The sequence below is a fragment of the Pseudonocardia yunnanensis genome, from assembly GCF_039534065.1.
GTDB lineage: Bacteria > Actinomycetota > Actinomycetes > Mycobacteriales > Pseudonocardiaceae > Pseudonocardia > Pseudonocardia yunnanensis.
Genome location: NZ_BAAAUS010000068.1, coordinates 31,224 through 54,153 on the forward strand (window position 1 = coordinate 31,224; position 22,930 = coordinate 54,153).

Here is a 22,930-nt window from a genome sequence, read left to right on the forward strand (position 1 = left end):
ACATCGGGCGGGGAGGAGTGCTGCATGCGCGTCGTCGTGTTCGGCTACATGACGTGGGGCCATCGGACGTTGGACGCGGTACTCGCGGCCGGGCACGAGGTCCCCGTGGTCATCACACACCCGGAGAGCGACAACCCGTACGAGACGATCTTCAACGACTCAGTGGCCGAGCTCGCGGCCAAGCACGGCGTCCCCGTGCTGGTGCGCACCCGGGCCGACGACGCTGAGGTGGCGGAGCGGATACGCGCCGCTGCCGCCGACGTGATGGTCGTGGCGAACTGGCGCACGTGGCTGCCACCCGCCGTCTTCTCCCTCCCCCGGCTCGGCACGCTCAACGTGCACGACGCCCTGTTGCCCGCCTACGCGGGCTTCGCGCCGCTCAACTGGGCGGTGATCAACGGGGAGCCGGAGGTCGGGGTCACCGCCCACATGATGGACGGCGACTTCGACGCGGGCGACATCGTGCTGCAGCGCGCCACCCCGGTCGGCGACGAGGACACGATCGTCGAGCTGTTCGACCGCACTCTGGCCATGTTCGGGCCGATCACCGTGGACGCACTCGAACTCCTGGCCTCGGGTCGCACCGACTGGGAGCCGCAGGACCGCAGCCGGGCGAGCTACTTCCACCGGCGCAGCGAGGAGGACAACCGGATCGACTGGAGCTGGCCTGCCCGGGACATCGCCAACCTGGTGCGCGCGCAGGTCGACCCCTATCCCAACGCCTACTGCTTCCACGGCTCGACCAGGCTGCGGGTGCTCGCCGCCGGCGTCACCGACACGCCCTACGGCGGCACGCCCGGACGCATCTTCATCCGTGACGGCGCCGGTGGCGTGGTGGTCGTGGCCGGGGCCGACGCCCGCCGCGGCCGCAACGCGGGTCTCGTGATCCGCCGCGTCCGCACCGACGACGGCCGGGAGCACGCGGCCACGGAGTACTTCACGCGGATGGGCGGCTACCTCACCTCGCACCCCACCGCCTGACTCCCTGCGGCGGCGCCGGCCGCCCGGCCACCACCCCGCGAGGTGCGCGAACGCGGCTTCCGGATCGCCCTGGCCAGCTCGGGCAAACAGGAGCACGTCGAGCACTACCTCAGCCTCTTCAACGGCAAGGAGCTCGCCGACGCCTGGACCACCTCAGACGACGTGCGACGCACCAAGCCGGCGCCCGACCTGCTGGAGGCAGCTCTGCGAGCGGTCCACGGAACCGCTGGCGTGCTGGTCGGCGACTCGGTGTGGGACTTCCGTGCCGCGGCGGCGCTCGGCACACCGGGCTACGCCGTGCGCAGCGGCGGGTTCTCCGTGGAGGAGCTGTGCGCGGCCGGCGCCAAGGACGTGTTCGACTCGCCCGAGGACCTGCTGCAGCGTCTCGACGAGACGCTGCTCGCCGGACGGCGTCGCTAGCCGGGCTCGCCCCGGCGCTTGCGGTACAGCACCACACCCAGGTCGACGAGGGCGATCACAGCGATCACCACCATCACCCAGCCCAGTACCGGCAGCCCGGCGGCGAAGCCCAGCCACGCTGCACCCGCCGCGAACGCAACACCGAACGTGGCGAGCACCGCGCGCAGTGTCAGTGCACTGCGCGCGGGCGCGGCACCGCCGTACCCGGAGGTCGGGTCGTGGTACCCGGGCATCCCGCGTTCGTAGTCGGAACGCTTCCGGCGACCTGGATCCTCGCTGGCCATGCGCACGGGGTACCCCGCGCGCATGAGCGCCTCACGGACTGCCGTGCTCGGTTTCGTCCGGCAGCTGGTGCTTCGGTGACCCCGGATCGGCCTGTGCTGCGGCGCCCTGTCGTGCCGAGTCCTCCGGTGCGGCGATCCGGTGACGGAGCAGCACCCGGCTTCCGCGGCCGTCGAAATGGATGAGGACCGACTCCGACATCCTGCTCATCAGCGGGATGCCGTGGCCGCCATGTGTGGGCTCCTCCACGGGCGGGCGCCAACTGCCGTGATCGACCACCTCGATGCTGAGCGTGCCCGGCTCGGTCCAGAGGGTCAGCTCGACGGCGCCGGACTCCTCGGGCCCATAGGCGTGCCGCACCGCGTTGGCCGCCGCCTCGTCGACGGCGAGCACGACGTCGGCCACTTCGTCCTCGGTCAGCGCCAGCGGGGCAAGCCAACTCCCCAGCTCACGGCGGATCAGAACGAGCTGGTCCGGGTCGGCAGGCCAGCTCCGGTGCACGAACTCCACGTGCCCGGGGACGTCCTGATCCATGATCCTCGCTCTCCAGCTCCGCCTGCGTCCCGCAGCTCGCCTGCGGAGCGCCCGGCGGGGTTGGCCCGTTCTGCCGGCACAGATGACACGCTGACCGTATCGCCGTCGCGGCGATACCGCCCGCTCACCCGACGCGCAGAGCAGACCACTCGGCGTACACGCCCGCCGCCGCCGATAGCAATGTGCCCGATACGTCCTAATCGCCCGGAACCGTCCGGACGGACTGGCACCGCCGCGGCGCCGCCCAGGGTTCGGCGGACGGGCGTTAGGCCCGCTCCGTCTGCGGGTAGCCCGGTTCATGACCCCGCAGATTGTTGGGCAGGGCGGCAGCGAGGCCGGGTCCGGACACGCGCAGGGCACCCGGAGCGCCACTCACGCCACCGACCCCGCCGACGCGTCGACCAGCGAGCTCGTGAAACGGATGTCGACGCAGGTCTCCGAACTGGTCCGGGGCGAGCTGGAGCTCGCCCGCGCCGAGCTCACCGAGAAGGGCAAGCGCGCCGGGGCGGGCGCAGGCCTCGCCGGAGCCGGCGGGGTGGTGGCCCTCTACGGCATCGGCGCCCTCATCGCGGCCGCGATCGCTGCGCTGGACATCGTGCTGGCGCTGTGGCTGGCGGCGTTGGTGATCGGGGTGGTGCTGCTGATCGTGGCCGGCGTGCTCGCGCTCGTCGGCCGCAAGGAGCTACGCCAGGCCGCTCCGCCCGTCCCCAAAGATGTCGTCGACAGTGTCCAACAGGACGTGCAGACCGTGAGGCAGGCGGTGCAGCGATGACGGGCCCACACTCAGCCGACCCGCCGCGCCGGGCGACGTCCGGCGCCTCGCGCAGTCCGGACGAGCTGCGCCAGGACCTCGGCGCGTTGCGCGCCGAACTCGGTGACACCGTCGAAGAACTCGCGCACCGCGTCGACGTCCCTTCTCGGGTGCGCGCCAAGCGCGAAGAGACCACAGCCCGGGTGCAGGAACAGGTCACGCAGGCGAGGGCCGCGCTCGCACAGAAGGCGCCTACGGTGGACGCCGCGGTCCGCGACCAGCGGACGCTCATTGCCGCGATCACGCTCGTGTTGAGCTACCTGCTGGTCAGCCGGATGCGCCGGCGCAAGCAGCGGCGTAAGGCCGCACGCGCCGAAGCCGACATCCCAGTGATCGGGAGGGACGGAAATGGAACGCGGTAGCTCGAAGCACAGCCCACGAGAGGACGACGCGCTGGCCGAGGAGCTGGCCGGGCAGCTCGGTCCGGGCGGGTCCAACCGCGAGGAGTGGGTCGATCCGGAGCCCCCGGCCGACGACGACCCGCCGTCTCGCGTCGACCTCTCGTCGGACAGCGGATCACCCGAGGCCGGGGCCGTCCCGGACGACGAGGAGATGCGCCGGGCCCAGCACGACATGGCCGTCGCGAACGACTGGAAGCGGGAGGACATGCCCTGACCGGTCGGGTGCCTCGACGGCCGCAGACCGCGAGTACCCGGGACCACGGACGCAGGTCGAGGGACCAGGCGTGAGGTCCGCGCCCGCCCGTCGCCAACCATCGGTTCGCCTGGCAAGGTGGCGCCGGTGATCACTCTCCCCCCGATGACAGCTCGGCGTGCGGTGCAGGCCGTGCTGCGCGGGTCCGGGCTCATCGCGGTCGCCACCGGGACATGGGTGGTGGCCCGCGGCAGCACGGCCGTGCCCGACGGCGGCACCGTCTCCCCCAGCGCCGACAGCGTGCTGCGCTTCTACGCCACCTGGTGGGCCGGGTCGGGTGTTCTCATGTGGCGACTCGCGGCCGCGCCCGAACGGCATCCGGCCGCGGTGCGTGCAGTTGCCGCCGCGACGTTCGTGGGTGGCCTCGCCCGGCTCCTCGCCGCCAGGCACAGCGGCCCGCCGCACCCGCTCTTCCGGGCACTGACGGTGCTGGAGCTCGTGACAGCGCCGGCGTTGCTCGCCGCACAACGGCAGCTCGCGCCCGACCAGCAGGAGCCCTCGCACAACCGGTGACACCGCCGCGCCGCGCACACCCGGTTCAGGGCAGGCGGGCGTCCTCGGGGGTCTTGTCGGTGCGCAGCCCGCGCCATGCGGCGTGGCGCAGCCTGCCCTCGGCCGTGATCACCCGATAGACCACCTCGCCCACGAGCTGGGGGTGCACCCAGCGGGCCTTACGGGCCTCGCCGCGCGGCACCTCCTCGTCGAACGGGCTGGAGGGCCGTTCCCGCGGGCGCAGCTCCCCCAGGAGGTGCTGCAGCGCCGCCTCCGTGAACCCGGTGCCGACATGGCCGAGGTAGCGCAGCCTGCCGTCGTCGTCGTACGCGCCGAGCAGGAGCGCGCCGAGGCTGGCGCTGCGCCGCCCCTCCCCCGCCGTGTATCCGCCGATGACGACCTCCTGCGTGGTCAGGAGCGCGGTCTTGATCCACGCGGGCGACCGGCGGCCCTGCTCGTACTGCGCCGTGCGGCGTTTGCCGATCACGCCCTCGAGCCCGTGCGAGCGGGCCACCTCCAGGAGATGCTCGCCGTCGACCCCCGAGGTGGCCGGGGGCACCCGCACCCGCGCACCGGCGAGCCCCAGCTCCTCCAGGAGAGCGCGGCGCCGGTCGTAGCTCTCGCGCAGCAGCGTCCGCCCGTCGAGGTGCAAGAGGTCGAACACCACGTAGGACACCGGAATCCGCTCGACGAGCTCTGGTGCCGGTGAGCGGACGTGCATCCGGTGCTGCAACAGCCCGAAGTCCGGCTGTCCCGCGGCGTCGAGAGCGACGACCTCCCCGTCGAGCAACACCGGGCGGCCGTCGAGAAGCTCCGGGAGATCAGCGAGCTCCGGATAGGCGCCGGTGATCTCGTTGCCGCGGCGGCTGTGGGCGCGGACGCGGCTGCCCGCCACTGCGGTGACGGCGCGGACGCCATCCCATTTGAACTCGAAGGCCCAGCCCGGACCCGCGGGAGGTCGGCCCGGCGTGGCCAGCATCGGGGCCACGGGCTGCGGTAGCTCGGGTTGCGGTTCCGACCCGCTCATTCGCGAACGGTAGCGCGTTCGTGCTGGTCCGGCGGCCGCTTCTCGAGGGGTGGGGAAGCGGCCGCCGGGCGCGAGAGGCGGCTCGGGGTTCCGCCTCGTCTCCGCGCTACCCCACGGTAACCGTTGCGCCTGCAACCGTGGAGATCGGGATCGCCCGAGTCGTCGGATGTCGCCTTCGCCACACACTAAGGTCGTCTCGTGCCGGATGATCCGGATGAGACCACCGCGGCCGACGACGCCGCCGATGCCGATCTCGATGCCGTCGCCGAGAACCTGTACGGCGTCCTGCCCGACGACTTCATCGCCGAGCGCGACGCGGCCGCGGCCCGGGCCCGCGAACGGGGCGACCGCGAGCTCGCCAAGGCGATCGGTCGGTTGCGCAGGCCCACCCGGGCCGCGTGGCTGGCCAATCTGCTGGCGCGGCACCGCCGCGAGCAGCTCGACGGGTTGCTCGCGCTCGCCACCGGGCTCGCCGATGCGCAGCGCACGCTCGACGGCGCGGCGCTGCGCCGGCTGTCGAGCACGCGCCACCAGCTCGTCGCGGCCATGGCCCGGGAAGCCGGCAGGCTCGCGATGGAAGCGGGCGACCCGGCCGCCGAGAGCGTGCTGCGGGAGCTGCAAGGCATCCTCGACGCCGCGCTGGCCCGGCCCGAGATCGCGGAACAGGTGCGGTCCGGCAGGCTCACGCGCACCCTCAGCTACACAGGCTTCGGCCCCGAAGCCGATCCCGACGCCCGGCCCATGCCCGCTGTACGTGAGGTGCCCGCTCCCGCGACCACGTCCTCTCCGCAGGCTCCGGCGCTCGCTGTGGAGGCGGACCCTGCCGAGATCGAGCGCGCCGAACGGGAACGGGCCGAGCAGGCGCGCGCCGAGCGTGAGCGGCGGGAACGGGCGCTCGCCGAGGCCGAGGCCGAGGAGGACGCGGCGCGGGCTCAGCAGCACGCCGACGAAGACGCCCGCGACGCGGCCGTGGAGGCCCGCGACGCCGCCCGGGACCGGGTGGCCGAGCTGATCGCCGAGCTGGACACGGCGCGCGACCGGGAGCGCACCGCCACGGCGGCGGCGCGCGACGCGGAGACCGCCGCACGGGCCTCCGCCAGGGCCGCGGGCGCCGCCGCCACGCGGACCGCGCGGGCCCGGGCCCGGCTCGACGATCTCTGAGCGCAGGCGATCGGCCGATCACCGAATCCACCCGAGAGCGTGCTCACACGGTGGCGACGGGTGAGCACTCCGGCAGGCGGGCACCCCGGACATACCGCCCCGACTCCGAGAGGACTGATCGCCATCATGGCGAACACCAGCACCGCGACCGCCCCGAACGCGACCACCAAGAACATCGTGATCGACACGGTCATCATGCAGCTGCGCGCGCTCGAGCAGCTCACGAACACCGAGTCCCAGATCGCCAGGTTCCGCATCGCCCAGGCCCGCACCGACGCGGTCAGACGTGAGCTCCGGCAGAACGGGGACGACGCTGTGCGGCGCGCCCGCCGCATCGCCGACCAGCTGCGTGCGCTCGACGCCGTCCCCGACGTGGTGACCCCCGCCCTCGGCCGGGTGCTCGCGTTCATCAAGAGCACGATGGAGCAAGCCCAGCCGATCGACGAGGCGCTGCTCGGTGACCTCACCCTCGAACACCAGCTCCTCGACCGGGCCCGCTACCTGCGTGTGCTCGCCGACCGGGCCCAGCTGCCGGCCGTCGAGAAGCTCGCCGACGATCTGGTCGCCGCCCACACCGCCACCGTCGAGTGGCTGACCACCGTGCTCGCCGAGGAGGCACTCGGCGGCCCCGCCGCACTCACCCCGACACCGCTGCAGCGGGTGGCCGGAAGCATGGTCCACGTGGTCGGCATGCCGACGCGGTTCGCGATGGACCGGGTCAACCGCGCCGTCGACATCGCCTACCGCACGGGCGAGCAGGCACGCGATGTCGTCGGCGACATGGCCGAGAAGGTAGTACAGCTCGGCAGCGGCACCCGTGAGGTCGCCGCCGCAGGCCGCGACGCGGCCCTCCAGCGGGCCGAGCGTGTGGCGGCGCGCGAAGGCGCGGACGCGGTGGCAGGAGTGGTGCATGAGACGCGAGCGGAGCTGGGCGGTCTCAAGGCGTCCGAGCTGCCCATCCCGCACTACGAGGAGATGACGGCGCAGGCCGCGATCGCAGCGCTGCGCGAGCTGACCAGCTCGGCCGACGTCAACGTGATGATCGCGTTCGAGAAGGGCCACAAAAACCGTTCCGGCGTCATCGCGGCAGGGCAGACGCGCTACGCCGCGCTCGCGAAGGACGTGACAGGCGCGGGATGAGCCGCGTTTGGCATTCCCGCCAGCGGGCACAGATCGGACGTGATGCTGCTGAGGCCACCCGGGGTGTACCGGGCCGAGGGTGACACCCAACTGCTGACTGACGTCATGTGCCAGGGCGACTTCGCCGACGGTCGTCACGTACTGGACATCGGAACCGGAAGCGGGGCGTTGGCGGTGGCGGCGGCCCGCGCGGGCGCCGCCTCCGTCACCGCGGTCGATCTCTCGATGCGCTCGGTGATCGCGACCTGGCTCAACAGCAGGCTGCACGGAGCGCATGTCTCGGTCCACCGGGGTGACCTCTTCACCCCGGTGACCGGACGGCGTTTCGGCCTGGTCGTGGCCAACCCGCCCTACGTCCCCGCACCCACCGCCGCCCTGCCGCGCTACCGCAAGGCCCGCTGCTGGGACGCCGGGCGGGACGGGCGGGCGCTGCTCGACCGGATCTGCGCGGGCGTGCCCGACGTCCTCGCGTCAGACGGTCACGTGCTGATCGTCCACTCGTCGGTGTGCGACACCGACGCGACGGTCGAGGCGCTGCAGCGGGCGGGACTCTCGCCCGAACTGCTCGCCCGAGCCACCGTCCCGTTCGGCCCGGTCATGCGTTCCAGGGCTGCGCTCCTGGAGTCGCGCGGCCTGATCCGCCCGGGGCAGCGGTTCGAAGAGCTCGTGGTCGTCGGTGCGCGTCATGCGTGACACCGCACGAGAGATCGTGCTCACCGACGAGGGCCCGCTCCTCGTGTCCGGGCCCGTCGAGGTGGTGCTGCCGGACGGGCGGCGGGTGCGTTCCGATCGTCCGGTCACCGCGCTGTGCATGTGCCGGCGCAGCCGCCGCCAGCCGTTCTGCGACACCAGCCACCGCCGCAAGGCGCGCCACGACGAAGGGGAGGACCGTGCTCAGCAGGAGCCGACCGGCGCTCGTTGAGCCGCCCGCGCTGCCGGAGCCGCGCGGCCCACTGTCGGCGGCGGTGATCGGATCGCTGCGCCGCGGGCCGGAGATCCTGCCGCCCGTCGAGCAGGCCGACCCCTACGGCGAGGACCTGCAGCTCGCGTTGTACTGCCTCTACGAGCTGCACTACCGCGGTTTCGCGGGGGTGGAGGACGACCTCGAGTGGGACCCTGCGTTGCTCACGGTCCGGGCGGAGATGGAGCGGGTCTTCCTCGGCGCGTTGCGTGCGGACGTCGCCGCATCCGACGGCTCGATCGACGCGGTCGATGCCGAACTGGAGTCACTGCTCGTCGAGCCTGTGGACGCGCGCGGCGTCTCCCACCACCTGCGCCGCGACGGCGAGCCGTGGCAGGTGCGGGAGTACGTCGCCCACCGGTCGCTCTACCACCTGAAGGAGGCCGACCCACAGGCCTGGGTGATTCCCCGGCTGCACGGGCCGGTGAAGGCGGCGCTGGTGAGCGTCGAGCACGACGAGTACGGCGCGGGCGATCCGGACCGGATGCACGCGCACCTGTTCGCCGAGATGATGCGCGCACTCGAGCTCGACGCCTCGTACGGCGCGTACCTGGACGCGGCGCCTGCCCAGACGCTGGCCGAGGTGAACCTCATGTCGCTCTGCGGGCTGCACCGGGCGCTGCGCGGCGCGCTCGTCGGCCAGTTCGCCACAGTCGAGCTGACCTCCTCCCCCGGTTCCGACCGGCTCGTCCGCGCCATGCGCCGGCTCGGCCTACCGGACGCGGCGGTCGAGTTCTACGCCGAGCACGTCGAGGCCGACGCCGTGCACGAACAGACCGTGCGGCGCGGCGTGATCGCCCCGCTCCTGGCGGCCGAACCCTCGCTCGCCGCGGACATCGTCTTCGGAATCCGGGCCAGCACCCTCCTCGCCGACCGGTTCGGCAACCTGCTGCTGGAGCGCTGGGAACAGAACCGCTCTGCCCTGCTCCACCCCCTCCCCGACGCACCCGAGCTGGGCAGAGCGTCATGAGCACTCCGCGCCCCCGCCCCACAGAACGAGCGGCACATTGATGCGGACCTAGTGGACCAACGCGCCAACCGTCCGTCCCCAGCCCCGCCCACGGCGATCCCGGATCACGAAAGCCTGGGCAACGAGCGGCACATTGATGCGGATCTAGTGGACCGATGTGCCAACCGTCCAGCACCCGGCCCCGCCAGGGGAACCGCGCGCCGCGAACGAGCGGCACGTTCCCACGGATCAAACGCGCGTCCGTCCCAGCCCTGCCCCGGGGCCATGTGCGGCAACGAGCGGCACACCCGTCCAGACTTAGTGGACCGACGCGCCGACCGTTCGGCTCCCGGCCCGCCCCGGGCAACGTCCACTGCGAACGAGCGGCACTCCCGTGCGGGCCTAGTGGACCGATGTGCCGGTCGTTCGGCCACGGGCCCGTAGGGTCCGCAGCGGTCGGCGGCCCGCCCCGGCAGACTGACCGGGATGACCCTGCCGCTCGACCTTCCCGACCTGCCCGTCCGCGGCGTGCTCGACGAGGTCACGGCCACGCTGGCCGCGCACGGCAGCGCGGTGCTCGTGGCGCCGCCCGGCACAGGCAAGACCACGCTCGTGCCGCTGGCGCTCGTGGCGGGGGCGGAGGGGAAGGTCCTGGTCGCCGAACCGCGCAGGCTCGCGGCTCGGGCCGCCGCCGCCCGGATGGCGGCGCTGCTGGGCGAGCCGGTCGGCGAGACCGTCGGTTACGCGGTGCGCGGCGACGCACGCAGGTCGGCGGCAACGCGCATCGAGGTCGTCACATCGGGCCTGCTGCTGCGCCGGCTGCTCGGCGACCCGGAGCTCGCCGGGGTGGACGCGGTCGTGCTCGACGAGGCCCACGAACGGCACCTCGACGCCGACCTGCTGCTCGCCCTGCTCCTCGACGCCCGCGACGGACTGCGGCCCGACCTGCGTCTGCTCGCCACGTCGGCCACGGTCGCCACCGGCAGGCTGGCCGAACTGCTCGGCGCTTCCGGCGTGCCGGCCCCGGTGCTGGAGGTGCAGGCGCGGACCTTCCCCGTCGTGGTGCGGCACACGCCGCCGGTGCGTGGGGAGCGGATCGAGGCGTGCGTGGCTCGGGCGGTGCGCAGCGCGCTCGCCAGGGACGACGGCGATGTCCTCGTGTTCCTGCCCGGCGTCGCCGAGATCCGGCGCACGGCATCCGCTCTCTCCGATGTGGACGCCGATGTGCTGCCGCTGCACACGAGGATGCCGGTCGCCGACCAGGACGCGGCGCTGCGCCCCGGTCCCCGGCGCCGGGTGGTGCTCGCGACGGCCGTGGCCGAGTCCAGCCTGACGGTGCCCGGCGTCCGGGTCGTCGTGGACGCCGGGCAGGCCAGGGTGCCCCGCGTGGACCACCGCCGCGGCCTGGCGGGGCTCGTCACCGTGCGCGTGTCGGCCGCTGTGGCCGAGCAACGGGCGGGCCGGGCGGGCCGGGAGGCGCCCGGACGCGTGTATCGCTGCTGGCCCGAGGGGGAGCTGCTGGCGCGCTACCCCGAACCCGAGATCCGCACCGCCGACCTCAGCCGCCTCGCACTCGACCTGGCCTGCTGGGGCACCCCGGACGGCACCGCCCTCCGGTGGTGGGACGCCCCGCCGGAAGGTCCGCTGCTCGCAGGACAGAACGTGCTGCGTGCGCTCGGCGCCCTTGACGGAACGGGCGCCACCGAGCGCGGCCGCCGGATGGCGGAGCTGGGCCTGCACCCTCGCCTGGCCCGGGCCCTGCTCGACGGTGCCACGCTCGTCGGCGCACGCAACGCGGCCGAGGTGGTGGCCCTGCTCGACGACGACACTCTCGCAGCCGGGGCCGAGGTCGACGGCGAGCTGCGCCGTCTGCGCTCGGGCGAGGCGCCGGGCTCGCGGCGCTGGCGCGCCGAGGCGACGCGCCTGGCCCGCCTGCTGCCCGCCGTGACGAGCGGAATCGGTGGCGCTGATGACGGACCGCAGGAGCGCGCCCGTCGAGCCGCGCTCGTCGTGGCTCTCGCCCACCCGGAGCGGCTGGCCCGCCGACGGGCGGGGGCCTCGTCGCTCTACCTGATGGCCGGCGGCACCGGCGTCGAGTTGCCCGCCGGCAGCGGCCTCGACGGTCACGAGTGGCTCGCCGTCGCCGTCGCCGACCGCACGCCCGGCGCTCAGAACGGCCGGGTGCGCCTGGCCGCCCCCGCCGACCGCGAGCTCGCCGAGCTCGCCGCACCCGCGCTGCTCTCCGAGGCCGACGAGGTGGCCTGGCAGGCGTCCGGCCGGACGGGCGGCGACGTCGTGGCCCGTCACGCCCGTCGGCTCGGCGCGATCGTCCTGGACGAGCAGCGGGTGGCCCGTCCCGATCGGGCGGCCGTCCGCGAGGCACTGCTCGAGGGCCTGCGGGCCGAGGGCACCGGACTGCTCCGCTGGACCGACGCCGCCAAGCGGCTGCGCGACCGTCTCGACACCCTGCACCGCGTGCTGCCCGACGACTGGCCTGACGTATCGGACGGGGCGATTCTCTCCGACCCCGACCGGTGGTGGACCGGTCCGTTCACCACCGCGCGCAACCGCTCGGACCTCGGCCGAATCGATGCCGCAGCGATTCTGCGCGCCATGCTGGACTGGCGGCAGGCCGCCGTCCTCGACGAGCTCGCCCCCGAACGGATCACCGTGCCGTCCGGCTCCAGGATCGCGCTCGACTATTCCGGCGAGCGACCGGTACTGGCGGTGCGGGTGCAAGAGGCACTCGGCTGGACCGCCAGCCCGACCGTTGCCGCGGGGCGGCTGCCGGTGGTGCTGCACCTGCTCTCCCCCGCCGGTCGCCCGGCCGCGATCACCACCGACCTGGCCTCGTTCTGGGCCACCGGGTACCCCCAGGTCAGGGCCGAGCTGCGGGGCCGGTACCCGAAGCACGACTGGCCGGAGGACCCGCTGACCGCCACACCGACCCGCCGGCCCCGCCGGCACTGATTCCCCCACCACTATTACTGCTCTTTTCCTCTTTCCTTACTTTCGTGGACGTTCTGACAACTCACACGGATTTCACACGACCTCGGAAGAATGACCACGCCACACGGCACTGGGTGACCCCAGGGGAAAGGTGGACAATTCGAATGACTGCAGCGAATTTCGTGCCGGCTGCCTCCGGTATCGGCCGGCAGGGATTCGTCGCCGAGCATGGCCTGCACACTGCTGACCAGCGGGCCGCGGCCACTGCCGTGGCCGAGCAGATCGACCGGTTGGGAATCAAAACCATCCGGGCAGTCGTGGTGGATCAGCACGGGACGCCGCGGGCGAAGTTCCTGTCCCCCCATGCAGCGATCAGTGCACTGAGTAGCGGAGTGGACTTTTCGGGCGCGATCTACAGCATGGACACGGCGAACTTCGTCTACCCCGCGGCGTTCGCGGCCGGCGGCGGGCTGGGGATCGACGAACTCACCGGGTTTCCGGATGTGGTCATCGTCCCCGACCCCACGACGTTCCGGGTGCTGCCCTGGGCCGACAGCACAGCCTGGATGCTGTGCGACGCCTACTTCTCCACCGGGAGCCCCGTGCCGCTCGACCCGCGGCACGTCCTGCGCACGCAACTGAAGCGACTGGCCGAGCAGGGCCTGACCTACACCACCGGGCTGGAGGTCGAGTTCTACCTCACCCGCAGGCACTCCCCGGCGATCGGCATGCACGACACCACGCAGCCCCCCGCGGCGCTCGCGGTGGAACCGGTCCAGCTCGGCTACCAGTACCTCTCCGAGGTCCGTCTGGACTCCCTGCACGACCCGATCACCGCGCTGCGCGACGGGCTGGCCGCCGTCGGCCTGCCGCCCCGGGCGATCGAGGACGAGTGGGGACCAGGGCAACTCGAGATCAGCTTCAGCCCGATGACCGGTCTGGACTCCGCCGACGCCATGATCCTTTTCCGCTCCGCGGTGAAACAGATCAGCGCCCGGCAGGGGCTGCACGCCACCTTCATGTGCCGGCCGTTGCTGCCCAACTTCTTCTCGAGCGGGTGGCACCTGCACGCCTCGTTGACCGACGCCGCAGGCGACAACGTCTTCCGCTCCCCCGACGCCGTCCTGTCCCCGACGGGGCTGGCCTATCTGGCCGGACAGCTCGCCCACGCCCCCGCCATGGCCGCGTTCGCCATTCCCACCGTGAACGGCTACTCCCGGCTGGCCCCCTACTCGTTCGCTCCCGACCGGATCTCCTGGGGCGTGGAGAACCGCGGCGTCCTCGTGCGCGTCCAAGGCGCCCCCGACGATCCGGGCACGCACCTGGAGAACCGCCTCGCCGAACCGGCGGCGAACCCCTACTTCCTGCTCGCGGCCGACCTCGCCGCGGGCCGTGACGGCATCGCCCGAGGGCTGCAACCCCCACCGGCGGTCACCAGCGATCCCTACGCCAGCCCGGCCCCACCCCTGCCCGCCACCCTGCTCGACGCGATCGCCGAACTGGACAAGGACCCGCTCTACCGCGAGCAGTTCGGCCCCGAGGTCGTCGATTCCTACCTGCTGATGAAACGCGCCGAGTACGCCCGCTTCGAGTCGGCCCGCGACACCGCCGACGACCCCGACACAGCCGCCGCCCACTGGCAGCAGCGCGAGTATTTCGAGTTCTACTGATGAACAGCACGCAACGCGACCCGTTCATCCCGTCCCCGGGGCTCGCCACCGCCTCGCTCTCGACGAGGGACGTGATCGCGATCTCCGTGACGATCCTGGCGCCCGGGATGGCGATGCTGCTCAACGTCCCCGGCGTCGCGGTGATCGCCGGCGGCTCCACGCCACTGGCCTTCGTGCTCGGCGGTATCGCCTGCCTCGCCCTCGCCGCCGTGGTGATCGGCTTCACCCGCCGGATGGCCGCCGCCGGCTACGCCTACACCTACGTCAGCCGCAGCCTCGGCCCGACGATGGGCTTCATGGCCGGGTGGCTGTACACGTTCGGCCTGGTCTGTTTCGTACCGATGACGATGGCCGCGGTCGCCTACCTCACGTCGGATCTGCTGGGTCTGGGCCAGGTCTGGTGGTTCCCGATCTTCATGCTCGGAATGGCCCTACTGGTGGGACTGTCGGTCATCCGGATCGCGGTGACCAGCCGAGTGCAACTGGTGGTCGCGGCCATCACGATCATCGTGATCCTCGTCGTCGACATCACGGTCACGGCCAAGGGCGGTGCCCACGGCAACACAGCCGAGCCGTTCACATTCGCCCACACCGAGAAGGGCGGTTTTTCCGGGGTCTTCTACGGAATCATCCTCGGCATCACGTCCTACATCGGGTTCGAGAGCGCCGCCGATTTCGGCGAGGAAACAAGGAACCCGCGCCGTTCCATTCCGATCGCCGTCATCGCGGCGGTCGGCTTGGCCACCGTCTTCTACCTCTGGACGACGTACAGCATGTCCATCGGATTCGGCGTGGACAACGGAGCGGCGTTCGGCGAGGACTCGTTCGCGCTCAAGACGATCGCGGCCCGATTCGTGGGTGACACGCTGGCGTCTCTCGTGGAGATCGGCGCATTGCTGTCGGCCTTCTTCGTCTGCGTGGGGTGCGCCACCGCTGCCACCCGCACGCTCTATTCGATGGGACGCGAGGGCGCACTTCCCCCGTGGCTGGGGCGCACGCACTCCCGCTTCCAGACGCCCGCGAACGCTGCGCTCACCGTGGCCGCGGTGGCCACCGTGCTGGCCGCACTGGTCGGATTCGGGCTGGGCACGAAAGATCTCGGCGGCGAAGCCACCACCGTCTACTACTTCTTCGCGACGCTGGGCACGCTGTGCGTGATCCTCGTGTACATCGGGCTGTGCGTCGGCGGCGCGGTGTTCTTCCGGCGCTCCGTCGAGCGCTACTGCCTCTTCCGTCACCTCATGGTGCCTGCGGTCGGCGTGATCATCTTCGCCGCGGCGTTGTACGGCTCGATCTACCCGACGCCGCCCGAGCCGCTGGACATGACGCCGTACATCACCCTGGCCGCGATCGTCCTCGGCTTCCTCGCCCTGGGCCTTCTGCGCGTCAGCCGGCCCGAGGCGGTGGGCCGGATCGGGTCGATCCTCGGCGAGGAGGAGCCCACGTCCGCCGTCTCCCGCGCGGCGGGGTGACTGGGGGCCGGCCCCCTACGGCACGACGGTGACCGGCCAGCGCCCGCTGCGCACCGCACGCACGGCGACCGACCCGAACAGCTTGTGGGCCGCATGGGTGCTCGCGCCGACCAGGATCGCGTCGGCGCGGACCTCCTCGGCCACCTGCGTGAGCGCCAGCACCGGGTCGGCGGTGGCGACGACGAAGCGGACGTCCACGCCGTGCTCGCGTCCCAGCTTCTCGATGTCGGTGCGCAGCTCCTCGCGGAGCTCGTCGGCCGAATCCTCGGCGATCGGGAGGGCGAGCGCCCCGGCGCCGGCGAACGACGCCGCCGGGAAGCTCTCCGCGAACACGGCGACAACCCGTGCGCCCTGGCGGCGGGCCTGGCCGAGGGCGTAGTGAAAGGCGCGCCATCCGGTGTCCGAGCCGTCCACTCCCACGACCAGTGTCATCGGGCCGTCGCAGCCGAGCTCGAAGCGGTTCTTCATCGGATTGTTCCTCGCGGCCGATACGACCTGATCTCCACGGCACCAGGTTATATAGCTTTGCTAATCATTTGTACAGCGCGTGGGCAACCCCACCCCCCGGACATTTCGAACGGATGTTCTACGATCAACCTGGTTCGCCGCACTGTCACGAGAGGGAGCACGCCACACCGATGAGCACCCCCCAGGCCACAACCGCCTCCCGGCGATCCGCCGGTTCCAGCGCCCCGGAAACCGCATCCGCGGAGCCCACTGCGGGCCCGGCATCCGACGAGTCAGCACCCACGGAATCAGCACCGTCAGCGTCAGCAGCGGCCGCGTCAGCAGCGGCCGCGTCAGCGACGTCCGACGCCCCGGCAGCTCCGGAGCCCGCCGACGCCGACGCTGCGGGCGAGAAGCCCCGCCGCGGCCGCCCGAAGGGCTCCAGCGCGCGCACCACCCGCACGATCGAGCTCACCCTCACCGTCAGCGGCACCGCCGACGGCGACTGGCAGGCGGAGCTCAAGCAGGGCACCACGTGGCTCAGCCGCGGCCTGCCGGTCACCGCTGCGGCGGTCACCCGGGCCGCTCAGGAGCTGCACGAGGAGCTGGCCGGGCCCATCGAGGCCGTGATCGGCGCTGCCCGGGAGCAGCGTGCCGCCCGCGTCGCCGCTCTCGAGGCAGAGCTGGAGCAGGCACGCAAGGCACTGGCGGAGATCACCGACTGACCCCCGTACCCTTCGGGCGTGTCCGGTATCAACCCCGCCGACCTGCAGACCTGCCTCCGGGTGCTCGCCGAGGTCGACGAACTGCCTCCCGAGCATCCGGACGCGGTCCGCATCCGGCGGGCCACCGCCGGCATCTACAAGTCGGTTCGGCTTCGGCGCCGGGCGGCGAAGCGCGAAGCCGTCGCCGCCAACGACAACGCGGTCACCGCAGCCACGGCCACGGGCTCTCCGGGCCGGATCGACGACGAGACGCGCGGAATTCCGCTCGTCTCCTCCGCCCCCGACGCCACGGCGGGCACACTTCTCCGGTCCCGGGCCTGCTACACCTGCAAGAACCGCTACCACGTGGTCGATGCCTTCTACCACCAGCTCTGCCCGCCCTGCGCGGCGCTGAACCGGAGCAAGCGGGACGCCCGCACCGACCTCACGGGCCGCCGTGCCCTGCTCACCGGCGGCCGGGCGAAGATCGGCATGTACATCGCACTCCGGCTGCTGCGCGACGGGGCGCACACGACGATCACCACCCGGTTCCCGAACGACGCCGTGCGCCGGTTCACCGCAATGCCCGACAGCGCCGACTGGCTACACCGGCTGCGGGTCGTCGGCATCGACCTGCGCGACCCGGCCCAGGTCATCGGCCTCGCCGACACAGTGGCCGCCGAGGGATCGCTCGACATCCTGGTGAACAACGCCGCACAGACCGTGCGCCGCTCCCCCGGCTCCTACGCCGCACTGCTCGAGGCCGAGCAGATCGGCCCGGGTGCCACGGCCGACCTGGTCGAGGTCCTCACCTTCGACCACGTGCGCGGCGAGCGTCCGGCCGCCATCACCGGCGGGCTGCAGCGCACACCGACCGCCCTCACCGAACTAGCCCTCACCGCACGGAGCGCCTCGCCTGAGCGGATCGCGGCCGGCACCGCGATCGACGCCGGCGGACTGCTGCCGGACACCGCACCGGTGAACAGCTGGACCCAGCACGTGCAGGAGATCGATCCGCTCGAACTGCTCGAGGTGCAGCTGTGCAACCAGACGGCACCCTTCCTTCTGGTGAGCAGGTTGCGGCCGGCGTTGGCCGCCTCCACCGCGCGGCGCAAGTACGTGGTGAACGTCAGCGCGATGGAGGGCCAGTTCACCCGCGCCTACAAGGGCCCGGGCCATCCCCACACCAATATGGCCAAGGCCGCCCTCAACATGCTCACCCGCACGAGTGCGGGCGAGCTGCTCGCAACAGACGGCATCCTGATGACGGCCGTGGACACGGGCTGGATCACCGACGAGCGACCTCATCCGATGAAGCTGCGATTGGCCGATGAGGGCTTCCACGCACCACTCGACCTTGTCGACGGGGCGGCACGGGTGTACGACCCGATCGTGCGCGGCGAAGCCGGCGAAGATCTGCACGGCTGTTTCTTGAAGGATTATTTCCCGACGCATTGGTAATGTTTGACATTCCGGACAACGCACATGGATGCTATCCGGTAGCAACCCTCGCGGGATTACGTGTATGTTTTCTTAATGGTTCATGTGGCGTTCACGTACGGGTCCGTAGCGTGGTGCGCGTGGCCGTAACCCGAAGGGACCTGCGCATATGAACTACTCGGTCATCGTCGTGGTGGTGGTAATAACCGCCCTGGCGTTCGACTTCACGAACGGCTTCCACGACACGGCCAACGCCATGGCGACCTCGATCGCCACCCGCGCCCTTCCCCCGAAGATCGCGGTCCTGATCTCAGGAGTACTCAACGTCGTCGGCGCCTTCCTGTCCGTCGAGGTGGCCAAGACGATCTCCAATGGCCTGGTGGATGAGGCCCGCATCACACCTGTGGTGATTTTCGCCGGCCTCGTCGGCGCAATTCTCTGGAACTTGATCACCTGGCTGCTCAGCCTGCCGTCGAGCTCTTCGCACGCGCTGTTCGGCGGGCTGATCGGAGCGACGTGGGCGGCCGCCGGAACCGGCGCGATCAACTTCGGAGCGCTATTCAGCAAGGTGATCCTGCCTGCTATAGCGTCCCCGCTCGTCGCCGGGATCATCGCGCTGATCGCAACTTATCTCGCATATCGGATCACAGCGCGGGTTGACCAGAGCACCACCAGCGGCGGGTTCCGGGTCGGACAGATCGTGTCGGCGTCACTGGTCTCGCTCGCCCACGGCACGAGCGACGCACAGAAGACCATGGGCGTCATCACCCTCACGCTGATCACCGCGGGTGCACTGCCCTCCTCCGCCGGCCCGCCCCTGTGGGTCATCCTGGCCTGTGGCCTCGCCATCGGTCTCGGAACGTACTTCGGTGGCTGGCGGATCATCCAGACCCTCGGCAAGCGGGTGAGCGACATCCAGAGCCCGCAGGGCTTCGCCGCCGAGGTCAGCAGCGCCGCTGTCATCCTCACCTCGTCCCACATGGGGTTCGCTCTGTCCACCACCCACGTCGCCACAGGATCGATCTTCGGGGCCGGGGCGGGTCGTCGCCTCGCGTCGGTCCAGTGGGGTGTGGCCGGACAGATGGCAATCGCCTGGATCGTGACTCTGCCGGCCGCCGCTGTGGTCGGAGCGGTCGCGGCATGGGCCGTCAGCGACGGCGGCACTCTCGGCACCGTGGTCGTCGCGGTAGTGGGCGTCGGCGTCGCAGCCGGCATCTACGTCGCCTCGCGCCGCCGCCCGGTCAACGCCGACAACGTTAACGACGTACCGAGCGTTCCCGAGCCCGTTGCGGCTCGCGCCGCCTGACGGTCTTTACGAAGGAGTAACGGACGTGAACATCGACTGGGGATCCCTGCTGCTGGTGGCGATCGTGTCGCTGGCCGCGGCGGTCGCCGTGGTGGTGCTGGTGGCGCTTGCACTCGTCGGCGTATCCGCCGCGCGCAGCGACGTTGCGCGTCCACAGGGCGGCGCGAGCGCGATCAGTCCCGCCGTGGGCATGACGATGGCCTGCGTGTGCGTGCTGGGGTCGCTGGCGATCGTCGCCTACGGCATCTACCTGGTGGCGAAGTGACCCGCATGACGTAGCGGGTGTCGTGAGCTAGGCAGCGGCCCGGCCGTCCCGAGATCCCGGGACGGCCGGGTCCGTCGTTCGCCTGGTGGTCAGCCGGCCTGGCTCATGGCGCCGACGCCGACCCCGGACCACGATGGGGGTGTGACGACCGCTACTCCTGCCCATACGTTGATCCAGCTCACCGACCTGCATCTCGTGGCCGAAGGCGACGAGTTCCCCGGTGGGGTCGACACCGCCGCTCTCCTCGAACGTGCGCTGCGGACCGTCCTCGACGTCGGAGCCGCGGTCGGTGCGCTCGTGGTCACCGGCGACCTCGCCGAGCACGGACGTCCCGAGGAGTACCGGCGGGTGCGCGAGATCGTGGAGCCGGTCGCCGACCGTCTCGGGGTACCGGTGGTCTACGCCGCCGGCAACCACGACGACCGCGCGGCGCTCCGCGCGCATCTCCTGAGCGAGGCGCCGTCCCGGGAACCGCTCGACCAGGTCGTCCGCGTGGGAACACTGCGGATCATCGTGCTCGACAGCACCGTGCCCGGCCAGGCCCACGGTTCCCTGCGCCCGGGTCAGCTGGCCTGGCTGCGCGCCGAGCTGGCCGCATCTGCTCCCGCAGGCACGGTGCTCGCGCTGCACCACCCGCCCCTGCCGAGCGCCGCTCCGCTCGCCGCGTCGATCCCCCTGCTGCAGCGCGAGGAGCTCGGGGAGGCGATCGCCGGCACCGATGTCCGCGTGGTCCTCGCCGGCCACACGCACGTCGCCAGCGCGGGCACGCTCCGCGGAATCCCCGTCTGGACCGGCGGGCCGATCGCCACCACCATCGACGTCTCCACGCCCGGCACCGCGCTCCGCACGGTCACGGCGCCGTCGGTGAGCCGGATCGACCTGTTCGCCGACGGCCTGCTGACCACGTCCGTTCCGGTGGGGGCCGAGGTCATGGCGGAGATACCGGACGAGCAGATGGAACCGAAGCTCGCGCGACTGCGCGCTGCGGCCGGTCTGGAGTGACAGGCCGGCGCTGACTCCGGCTCACTCGTCCAGCCAGCGCAGGATCGCCGCCGTGTGCTCGCCCACCTCCGGGATCGGCTCCATACGGGGAGGGCGGCCGGGCAGGGTGATCGGTGGCAGGAGCGTGCGAAGCGTACCGACCGGAGAGCCGACCTCGGTCCAGCGCTCGCGTGCGGCGAGCTGGGGGTGTTCCAGCACCTCTGTCACCTCGCGACGACGGGCATGGGCGATCCGGGCCTCGGTGAGCCGTTGGGTCACCTCGGCACCGGTGAGTCGGGCGAACACGGCGTCGATCTCGGCGTGCAGCGCCGGGCGATGCTCCACTCGCAGCGAGCCGCTGCGGAACCGCTCGTCGGTGGCCAGCTCCGGACGCTGCAGCACGACCCCGCAGAACGCCGCCCACTCCCGCTCGTTCTGGATCCCGAGCACGACCTCCGTGCCGTCGCCCACCGCGAACGTGCCATAGGGCGCGATCGCGGAGTGGCTGGTGCCGGCCCGCCGTGGCGGTGTGCCGCTGCCGGCCGTGTACTGCAGCGGAAACCCCATCCACTCGACCAGCGCGTCGAACAGGCTGATCTCCAGATGCGTGCCCACGCCCGTGCGCTCACGGTCGTAGAGGGCCGCGAGGATTCCGGAGAACGCGTACATGCCCGCCCCGATGTCCGCGGCGGGAATCCCGCTCTTCGCGGGGTCCTCGGGCGTGCCGGTGACGGAGACGAGACCCGCCTCGGACTGGATCAGCAGGTCGTAGGCCTTCGCGTCACGGTACGGGCCGGACGGGCCGTACCCGGAGATCGAGCACGTGATCAGCCGGGGGAACCTCGCCCGCAGCTCCTCGTGCCCCAGCCCGAGCCGCTCCGCCGCGCCGGGCGCGAAGTTCTGCACGAAGACGTCCGCGCGGGCGAGCAGCCGGGGCAATACGGCGTCCGCACCAGCGCCAGCGTCGGCCTTCAGGTCGAGCGCCAGGCTCTCCTTCGACCGGTTGAGCCAGACGAAGTGACTGGAGAGGCCGCGCACCGTGGTGTCGTAGGCACGGGCGAAGTCGCCGTCGCCCGGGCGTTCGACCTTGATCACGCGGGCTCCGAGCTCGGCGAGCTGGCGGGTGGCGAACGGCGCGGCCACGGCCTGCTCGCAGGACACGACGAGAATTCCGTCCAGGGGCAGCACACGCGCATCATCCCTCGTCGCCCCAGCCGGCGGCCTGCTGCCGGGCCACGCACATGGTCGATGTCACGCTCCGGCGCACCCGTCGACGTTGGCCGAGGCGCCGCGAGCCGGCCACACGCGCGACACGCCTGTGCAAGGTCATCGGCATACCTCTTGTCGTGGGACTTCCGCGCCGACAGACGGGGGATGCAGCCGCAATGCGTGTCGTCACGTACAACATTCAGTTCGGGAGAGGCCGCGACGGCCGCTACGACATCGACCGCACTGCGCAGGCGCTGGAAGGTGCCGACATCGTCGCCCTCCAGGAGGCCGAGGCCTATTGGGACAGATCGGGCAACATCCACCAGGTCGAGCACATCGCCGCCGCTCTCGGTGACTACCATTTCGTGTACGGCGCCACCATCGACATCCACAAGACGGTGGCCGGAGTGCATCGTCGTCGTCAGTTCGGGAATGCGGTCCTGTCGCGGTGGCCGATCCTCACGACCCGCACATTCCTCTTCCCGAAGCTCAGCCCGCTCAACGCCCATTCCATTCAGCGTGGGCTCACCGAGGCGACGATCGAGACGCCACTGGGTGTCGTACGCGTCTACACCAGCCATTTCTCGCACCTGTGCACCGAAGAACGCATACAGCACGCCCAGCTCTCACTCGAGATCCATCGGCGCGCTGCGGCCGACGGAGCCGTGAGCTCCGGTACGGCGATCACGGACAACGCCCGGATCGACCCGTCGTGGAACGAATCCGCGCTGCCCGCCGTGCCTCCGAGCGCGATCCTGATGGGCGACCTCAACTTCACCCCTGCCGACCCCCCGTACTCGCTCCTGGCCGGACCGCGGAGCTCGGGATACGGGCGGCTCGCTGCGCCCGATGCGTTCGTGGACACCTGGACCGCGGCGGGCAACCGCGAAGAGGACGGGCCCACTCTCTACCGCGACATGAGTACCAAGAGCGGCATTCGGATCGACTACATCCTCGCCACGCCCGACCTCGCGGAACGCGTCAAGAGCGCTGAGGTCCTCACCGACACCGAGGCATCGGACCATCAGCCCGTGGCCACGACCTTCGCCGAGTAGGCCCGGCCCACCCTCCGTCC

Annotated in this window: 25 protein-coding genes; 20 read left to right on the plus strand and 5 right to left on the minus strand. The window is 71.6% G+C overall.

Annotated features, from left to right (window positions below; translation table 11 throughout):
- Positions 1 to 24: 24 nt before the first annotated feature.
- Together ABD743_RS43830 and ABD743_RS43835 are read left to right on the plus strand one after the other, a co-directional pair.
- Positions 25 to 981, plus strand: a complete 957-nt coding sequence (locus tag ABD743_RS43830; RefSeq protein ID WP_344730541.1) for a methionyl-tRNA formyltransferase — start codon at positions 25 to 27, stop codon at positions 979 to 981.
- Between the two features lie 42 nt (positions 982 to 1,023).
- Positions 1,024 to 1,401, plus strand: coding sequence for an HAD family hydrolase (locus tag ABD743_RS43835; protein WP_344730543.1), 378 nt, complete (start codon positions 1,024 to 1,026; stop codon positions 1,399 to 1,401).
- Here ABD743_RS43835 and ABD743_RS43840 read toward each other — a convergent pair.
- Positions 1,398 to 1,685 carry a DUF6343 family protein gene (locus ABD743_RS43840; RefSeq protein WP_344730545.1) on the minus strand — a complete coding sequence of 96 codons (288 nt, stop codon included), beginning with the start codon at positions 1,683 to 1,685 and terminating at the stop codon, positions 1,398 to 1,400. The two genes, ABD743_RS43835 and ABD743_RS43840, sit on opposite strands and share 4 nt — an antisense overlap.
- Before the next feature lie 31 nt (positions 1,686 to 1,716).
- Positions 1,717 to 2,217, minus strand: coding sequence for an ATP-binding protein (locus ABD743_RS43845; protein WP_344730547.1), 501 nt, complete (start codon positions 2,215 to 2,217; stop codon positions 1,717 to 1,719).
- 298 nt (positions 2,218 to 2,515) lie between these two features.
- Between ABD743_RS43845 and ABD743_RS43850 the strand changes: the two genes are divergently transcribed.
- From ABD743_RS43850 to ABD743_RS43865, 4 genes are all read left to right on the plus strand, one after another.
- A complete protein-coding gene (locus tag ABD743_RS43850; protein ID WP_344730549.1) occupies positions 2,516 to 2,989 on the plus strand; it encodes a phage holin family protein in 474 nt (157 codons plus the stop codon).
- Complete coding sequence (locus tag ABD743_RS43855; RefSeq protein ID WP_344730551.1) at positions 2,986 to 3,390, plus strand: DUF3618 domain-containing protein; 405 nt, start codon at positions 2,986 to 2,988, stop codon at positions 3,388 to 3,390. Before ABD743_RS43850 ends, ABD743_RS43855 begins: the two co-directional genes overlap by 4 nt.
- Complete coding sequence (locus ABD743_RS43860) at positions 3,377 to 3,643, plus strand: hypothetical protein (RefSeq protein WP_344730645.1); 267 nt, start codon at positions 3,377 to 3,379, stop codon at positions 3,641 to 3,643. Before ABD743_RS43855 ends, ABD743_RS43860 begins: the two co-directional genes overlap by 14 nt.
- A gap of 144 nt (positions 3,644 to 3,787) precedes the next feature.
- Complete coding sequence (locus ABD743_RS43865; RefSeq protein ID WP_344730553.1) at positions 3,788 to 4,195, plus strand: DUF4345 domain-containing protein; 408 nt, start codon at positions 3,788 to 3,790, stop codon at positions 4,193 to 4,195.
- 25 nt (positions 4,196 to 4,220) lie between these two features.
- Here ABD743_RS43865 and ligD read toward each other — a convergent pair whose 3' ends face one another.
- Positions 4,221 to 5,201, minus strand: coding sequence for a non-homologous end-joining DNA ligase (ligD, locus tag ABD743_RS43870; RefSeq protein ID WP_344730555.1), 981 nt, complete (start codon positions 5,199 to 5,201; stop codon positions 4,221 to 4,223).
- 198 nt (positions 5,202 to 5,399) lie between these two features.
- Here ligD and ABD743_RS43875 point away from each other — a divergent pair, with 198 nt between their 5' ends.
- The 8 genes from ABD743_RS43875 to ABD743_RS43910 all read left to right on the plus strand — a co-directional run bounded on the left by ABD743_RS43875 (position 5,400) and on the right by ABD743_RS43910 (position 15,503).
- Positions 5,400 to 6,362 (plus strand): serine/threonine-protein kinase, encoded by a 963-nt coding sequence (locus tag ABD743_RS43875; protein WP_344730557.1) that lies wholly within the window; start codon positions 5,400 to 5,402, stop codon positions 6,360 to 6,362.
- 126 nt (positions 6,363 to 6,488) lie between these two features.
- Complete coding sequence (locus ABD743_RS43880; protein ID WP_344730559.1) at positions 6,489 to 7,502, plus strand: ferritin-like domain-containing protein; 1,014 nt, start codon at positions 6,489 to 6,491, stop codon at positions 7,500 to 7,502.
- 42 nt (positions 7,503 to 7,544) lie between these two features.
- Complete coding sequence (locus ABD743_RS43885) at positions 7,545 to 8,195, plus strand: HemK2/MTQ2 family protein methyltransferase (RefSeq protein WP_344730641.1); 651 nt, start codon at positions 7,545 to 7,547, stop codon at positions 8,193 to 8,195.
- Positions 8,188 to 8,424 (plus strand): CDGSH iron-sulfur domain-containing protein, encoded by a 237-nt coding sequence (locus ABD743_RS43890; protein WP_344730561.1) that lies wholly within the window; start codon positions 8,188 to 8,190, stop codon positions 8,422 to 8,424. The genes ABD743_RS43885 and ABD743_RS43890 overlap by 8 nt, the downstream gene beginning before the upstream one ends.
- Positions 8,393 to 9,433: an iron-containing redox enzyme family protein gene (locus tag ABD743_RS43895; protein WP_344730563.1), complete on the plus strand. Its 1,041-nt coding sequence runs from the start codon at positions 8,393 to 8,395 to the stop codon at positions 9,431 to 9,433. The genes ABD743_RS43890 and ABD743_RS43895 overlap by 32 nt, the downstream gene beginning before the upstream one ends.
- Before the next feature lie 465 nt (positions 9,434 to 9,898).
- A complete protein-coding gene (gene hrpB, locus ABD743_RS43900) occupies positions 9,899 to 12,382 on the plus strand; it encodes an ATP-dependent helicase HrpB (protein WP_344730565.1) in 2,484 nt (827 codons plus the stop codon).
- A 143-nt stretch (positions 12,383 to 12,525) separates the two neighbouring features.
- On the plus strand, positions 12,526 to 14,031 hold the full coding sequence (locus tag ABD743_RS43905) for a glutamine synthetase family protein (protein ID WP_344730567.1): 1,506 nt from the start codon (positions 12,526 to 12,528) through the stop codon (positions 14,029 to 14,031).
- Positions 14,031 to 15,503, plus strand: coding sequence for an APC family permease (locus ABD743_RS43910; RefSeq protein ID WP_344730569.1), 1,473 nt, complete (start codon positions 14,031 to 14,033; stop codon positions 15,501 to 15,503). Before ABD743_RS43905 ends, ABD743_RS43910 begins: the two co-directional genes overlap by 1 nt.
- Positions 15,504 to 15,518: 15 nt before the next feature.
- Here ABD743_RS43910 and ABD743_RS43915 read toward each other — a convergent pair whose 3' ends face one another.
- Complete coding sequence (locus ABD743_RS43915) at positions 15,519 to 15,971, minus strand: universal stress protein (RefSeq protein WP_241039107.1); 453 nt, start codon at positions 15,969 to 15,971, stop codon at positions 15,519 to 15,521.
- A 170-nt stretch (positions 15,972 to 16,141) separates the two neighbouring features.
- Between ABD743_RS43915 and ABD743_RS43920 the strand changes: the two genes are divergently transcribed.
- The 5 genes from ABD743_RS43920 to ABD743_RS43940 all read left to right on the plus strand — a co-directional run bounded on the left by ABD743_RS43920 (position 16,142) and on the right by ABD743_RS43940 (position 20,667).
- On the plus strand, positions 16,142 to 16,675 hold the full coding sequence (locus ABD743_RS43920) for a DUF6319 family protein (protein ID WP_344730572.1): 534 nt from the start codon (positions 16,142 to 16,144) through the stop codon (positions 16,673 to 16,675).
- A gap of 18 nt (positions 16,676 to 16,693) precedes the next feature.
- A complete protein-coding gene (locus tag ABD743_RS43925; protein ID WP_344730574.1) occupies positions 16,694 to 18,115 on the plus strand; it encodes an SDR family NAD(P)-dependent oxidoreductase in 1,422 nt (473 codons plus the stop codon).
- 148 nt (positions 18,116 to 18,263) lie between these two features.
- On the plus strand, positions 18,264 to 19,400 hold the full coding sequence (locus ABD743_RS43930; protein WP_344730576.1) for an inorganic phosphate transporter: 1,137 nt from the start codon (positions 18,264 to 18,266) through the stop codon (positions 19,398 to 19,400).
- A gap of 25 nt (positions 19,401 to 19,425) precedes the next feature.
- Complete coding sequence (locus tag ABD743_RS43935; protein ID WP_344730578.1) at positions 19,426 to 19,665, plus strand: hypothetical protein; 240 nt, start codon at positions 19,426 to 19,428, stop codon at positions 19,663 to 19,665.
- Positions 19,666 to 19,806: 141 nt separating this feature from the next.
- Positions 19,807 to 20,667 (plus strand): metallophosphoesterase, encoded by an 861-nt coding sequence (locus ABD743_RS43940; protein WP_344730580.1) that lies wholly within the window; start codon positions 19,807 to 19,809, stop codon positions 20,665 to 20,667.
- A gap of 21 nt (positions 20,668 to 20,688) precedes the next feature.
- On the opposite strand, the gene ABD743_RS43945 is transcribed toward ABD743_RS43940, so the two are convergent.
- Entirely contained in the window at positions 20,689 to 21,834 is a 1,146-nt protein-coding gene (locus ABD743_RS43945; protein WP_344730582.1) for a CaiB/BaiF CoA transferase family protein, read from the minus strand.
- A gap of 197 nt (positions 21,835 to 22,031) precedes the next feature.
- Between ABD743_RS43945 and ABD743_RS43950 the strand changes: the two genes are divergently transcribed.
- Entirely contained in the window at positions 22,032 to 22,910 is an 879-nt protein-coding gene (locus ABD743_RS43950) for an endonuclease/exonuclease/phosphatase family protein (protein WP_344730584.1), read from the plus strand.
- Positions 22,911 to 22,930: the final 20 nt, after the last annotated feature.

Coding starts and splice junctions, on each gene's coding strand:
- ABD743_RS43830 (WP_344730541.1), top strand. CDS start 25: ATGCGCGTCGTCGTGTTCGGCTACATGACGTGGGGCCATCGGACGTTG.
- ABD743_RS43865 (WP_344730553.1), top strand. CDS start 3,788: ATGACAGCTCGGCGTGCGGTGCAGGCCGTGCTGCGCGGGTCCGGGCTC.
- ABD743_RS43910 (WP_344730569.1), top strand. CDS start 14,031: ATGAACAGCACGCAACGCGACCCGTTCATCCCGTCCCCGGGGCTCGCC.
- ABD743_RS43915 (WP_241039107.1), bottom strand. CDS start 15,971: ATGAAGAACCGCTTCGAGCTCGGCTGCGACGGCCCGATGACACTGGTC.
- ABD743_RS43855 (WP_344730551.1), top strand. CDS start 2,986: ATGACGGGCCCACACTCAGCCGACCCGCCGCGCCGGGCGACGTCCGGC.
- ABD743_RS43890 (WP_344730561.1), top strand. CDS start 8,188: ATGCGTGACACCGCACGAGAGATCGTGCTCACCGACGAGGGCCCGCTC.
- ABD743_RS43880 (WP_344730559.1), top strand. CDS start 6,489: ATGGCGAACACCAGCACCGCGACCGCCCCGAACGCGACCACCAAGAAC.
- hrpB (WP_344730565.1), top strand. CDS start 9,899: ATGACCCTGCCGCTCGACCTTCCCGACCTGCCCGTCCGCGGCGTGCTC.
- ABD743_RS43850 (WP_344730549.1), top strand. CDS start 2,516: ATGACCCCGCAGATTGTTGGGCAGGGCGGCAGCGAGGCCGGGTCCGGA.
- ABD743_RS43840 (WP_344730545.1), bottom strand. CDS start 1,685: ATGGCCAGCGAGGATCCAGGTCGCCGGAAGCGTTCCGACTACGAACGC.
- ABD743_RS43845 (WP_344730547.1), bottom strand. CDS start 2,217: ATGGATCAGGACGTCCCCGGGCACGTGGAGTTCGTGCACCGGAGCTGG.
- ABD743_RS43905 (WP_344730567.1), top strand. CDS start 12,526: ATGACTGCAGCGAATTTCGTGCCGGCTGCCTCCGGTATCGGCCGGCAG.
- ABD743_RS43920 (WP_344730572.1), top strand. CDS start 16,142: ATGAGCACCCCCCAGGCCACAACCGCCTCCCGGCGATCCGCCGGTTCC.
- ABD743_RS43930 (WP_344730576.1), top strand. CDS start 18,264: ATGAACTACTCGGTCATCGTCGTGGTGGTGGTAATAACCGCCCTGGCG.
- ligD (WP_344730555.1), bottom strand. CDS start 5,201: ATGAGCGGGTCGGAACCGCAACCCGAGCTACCGCAGCCCGTGGCCCCG.
- ABD743_RS43860 (WP_344730645.1), top strand. CDS start 3,377: ATGGAACGCGGTAGCTCGAAGCACAGCCCACGAGAGGACGACGCGCTG.
- ABD743_RS43950 (WP_344730584.1), top strand. CDS start 22,032: ATGCGTGTCGTCACGTACAACATTCAGTTCGGGAGAGGCCGCGACGGC.
- ABD743_RS43885 (WP_344730641.1), top strand. CDS start 7,545: ATGCTGCTGAGGCCACCCGGGGTGTACCGGGCCGAGGGTGACACCCAA.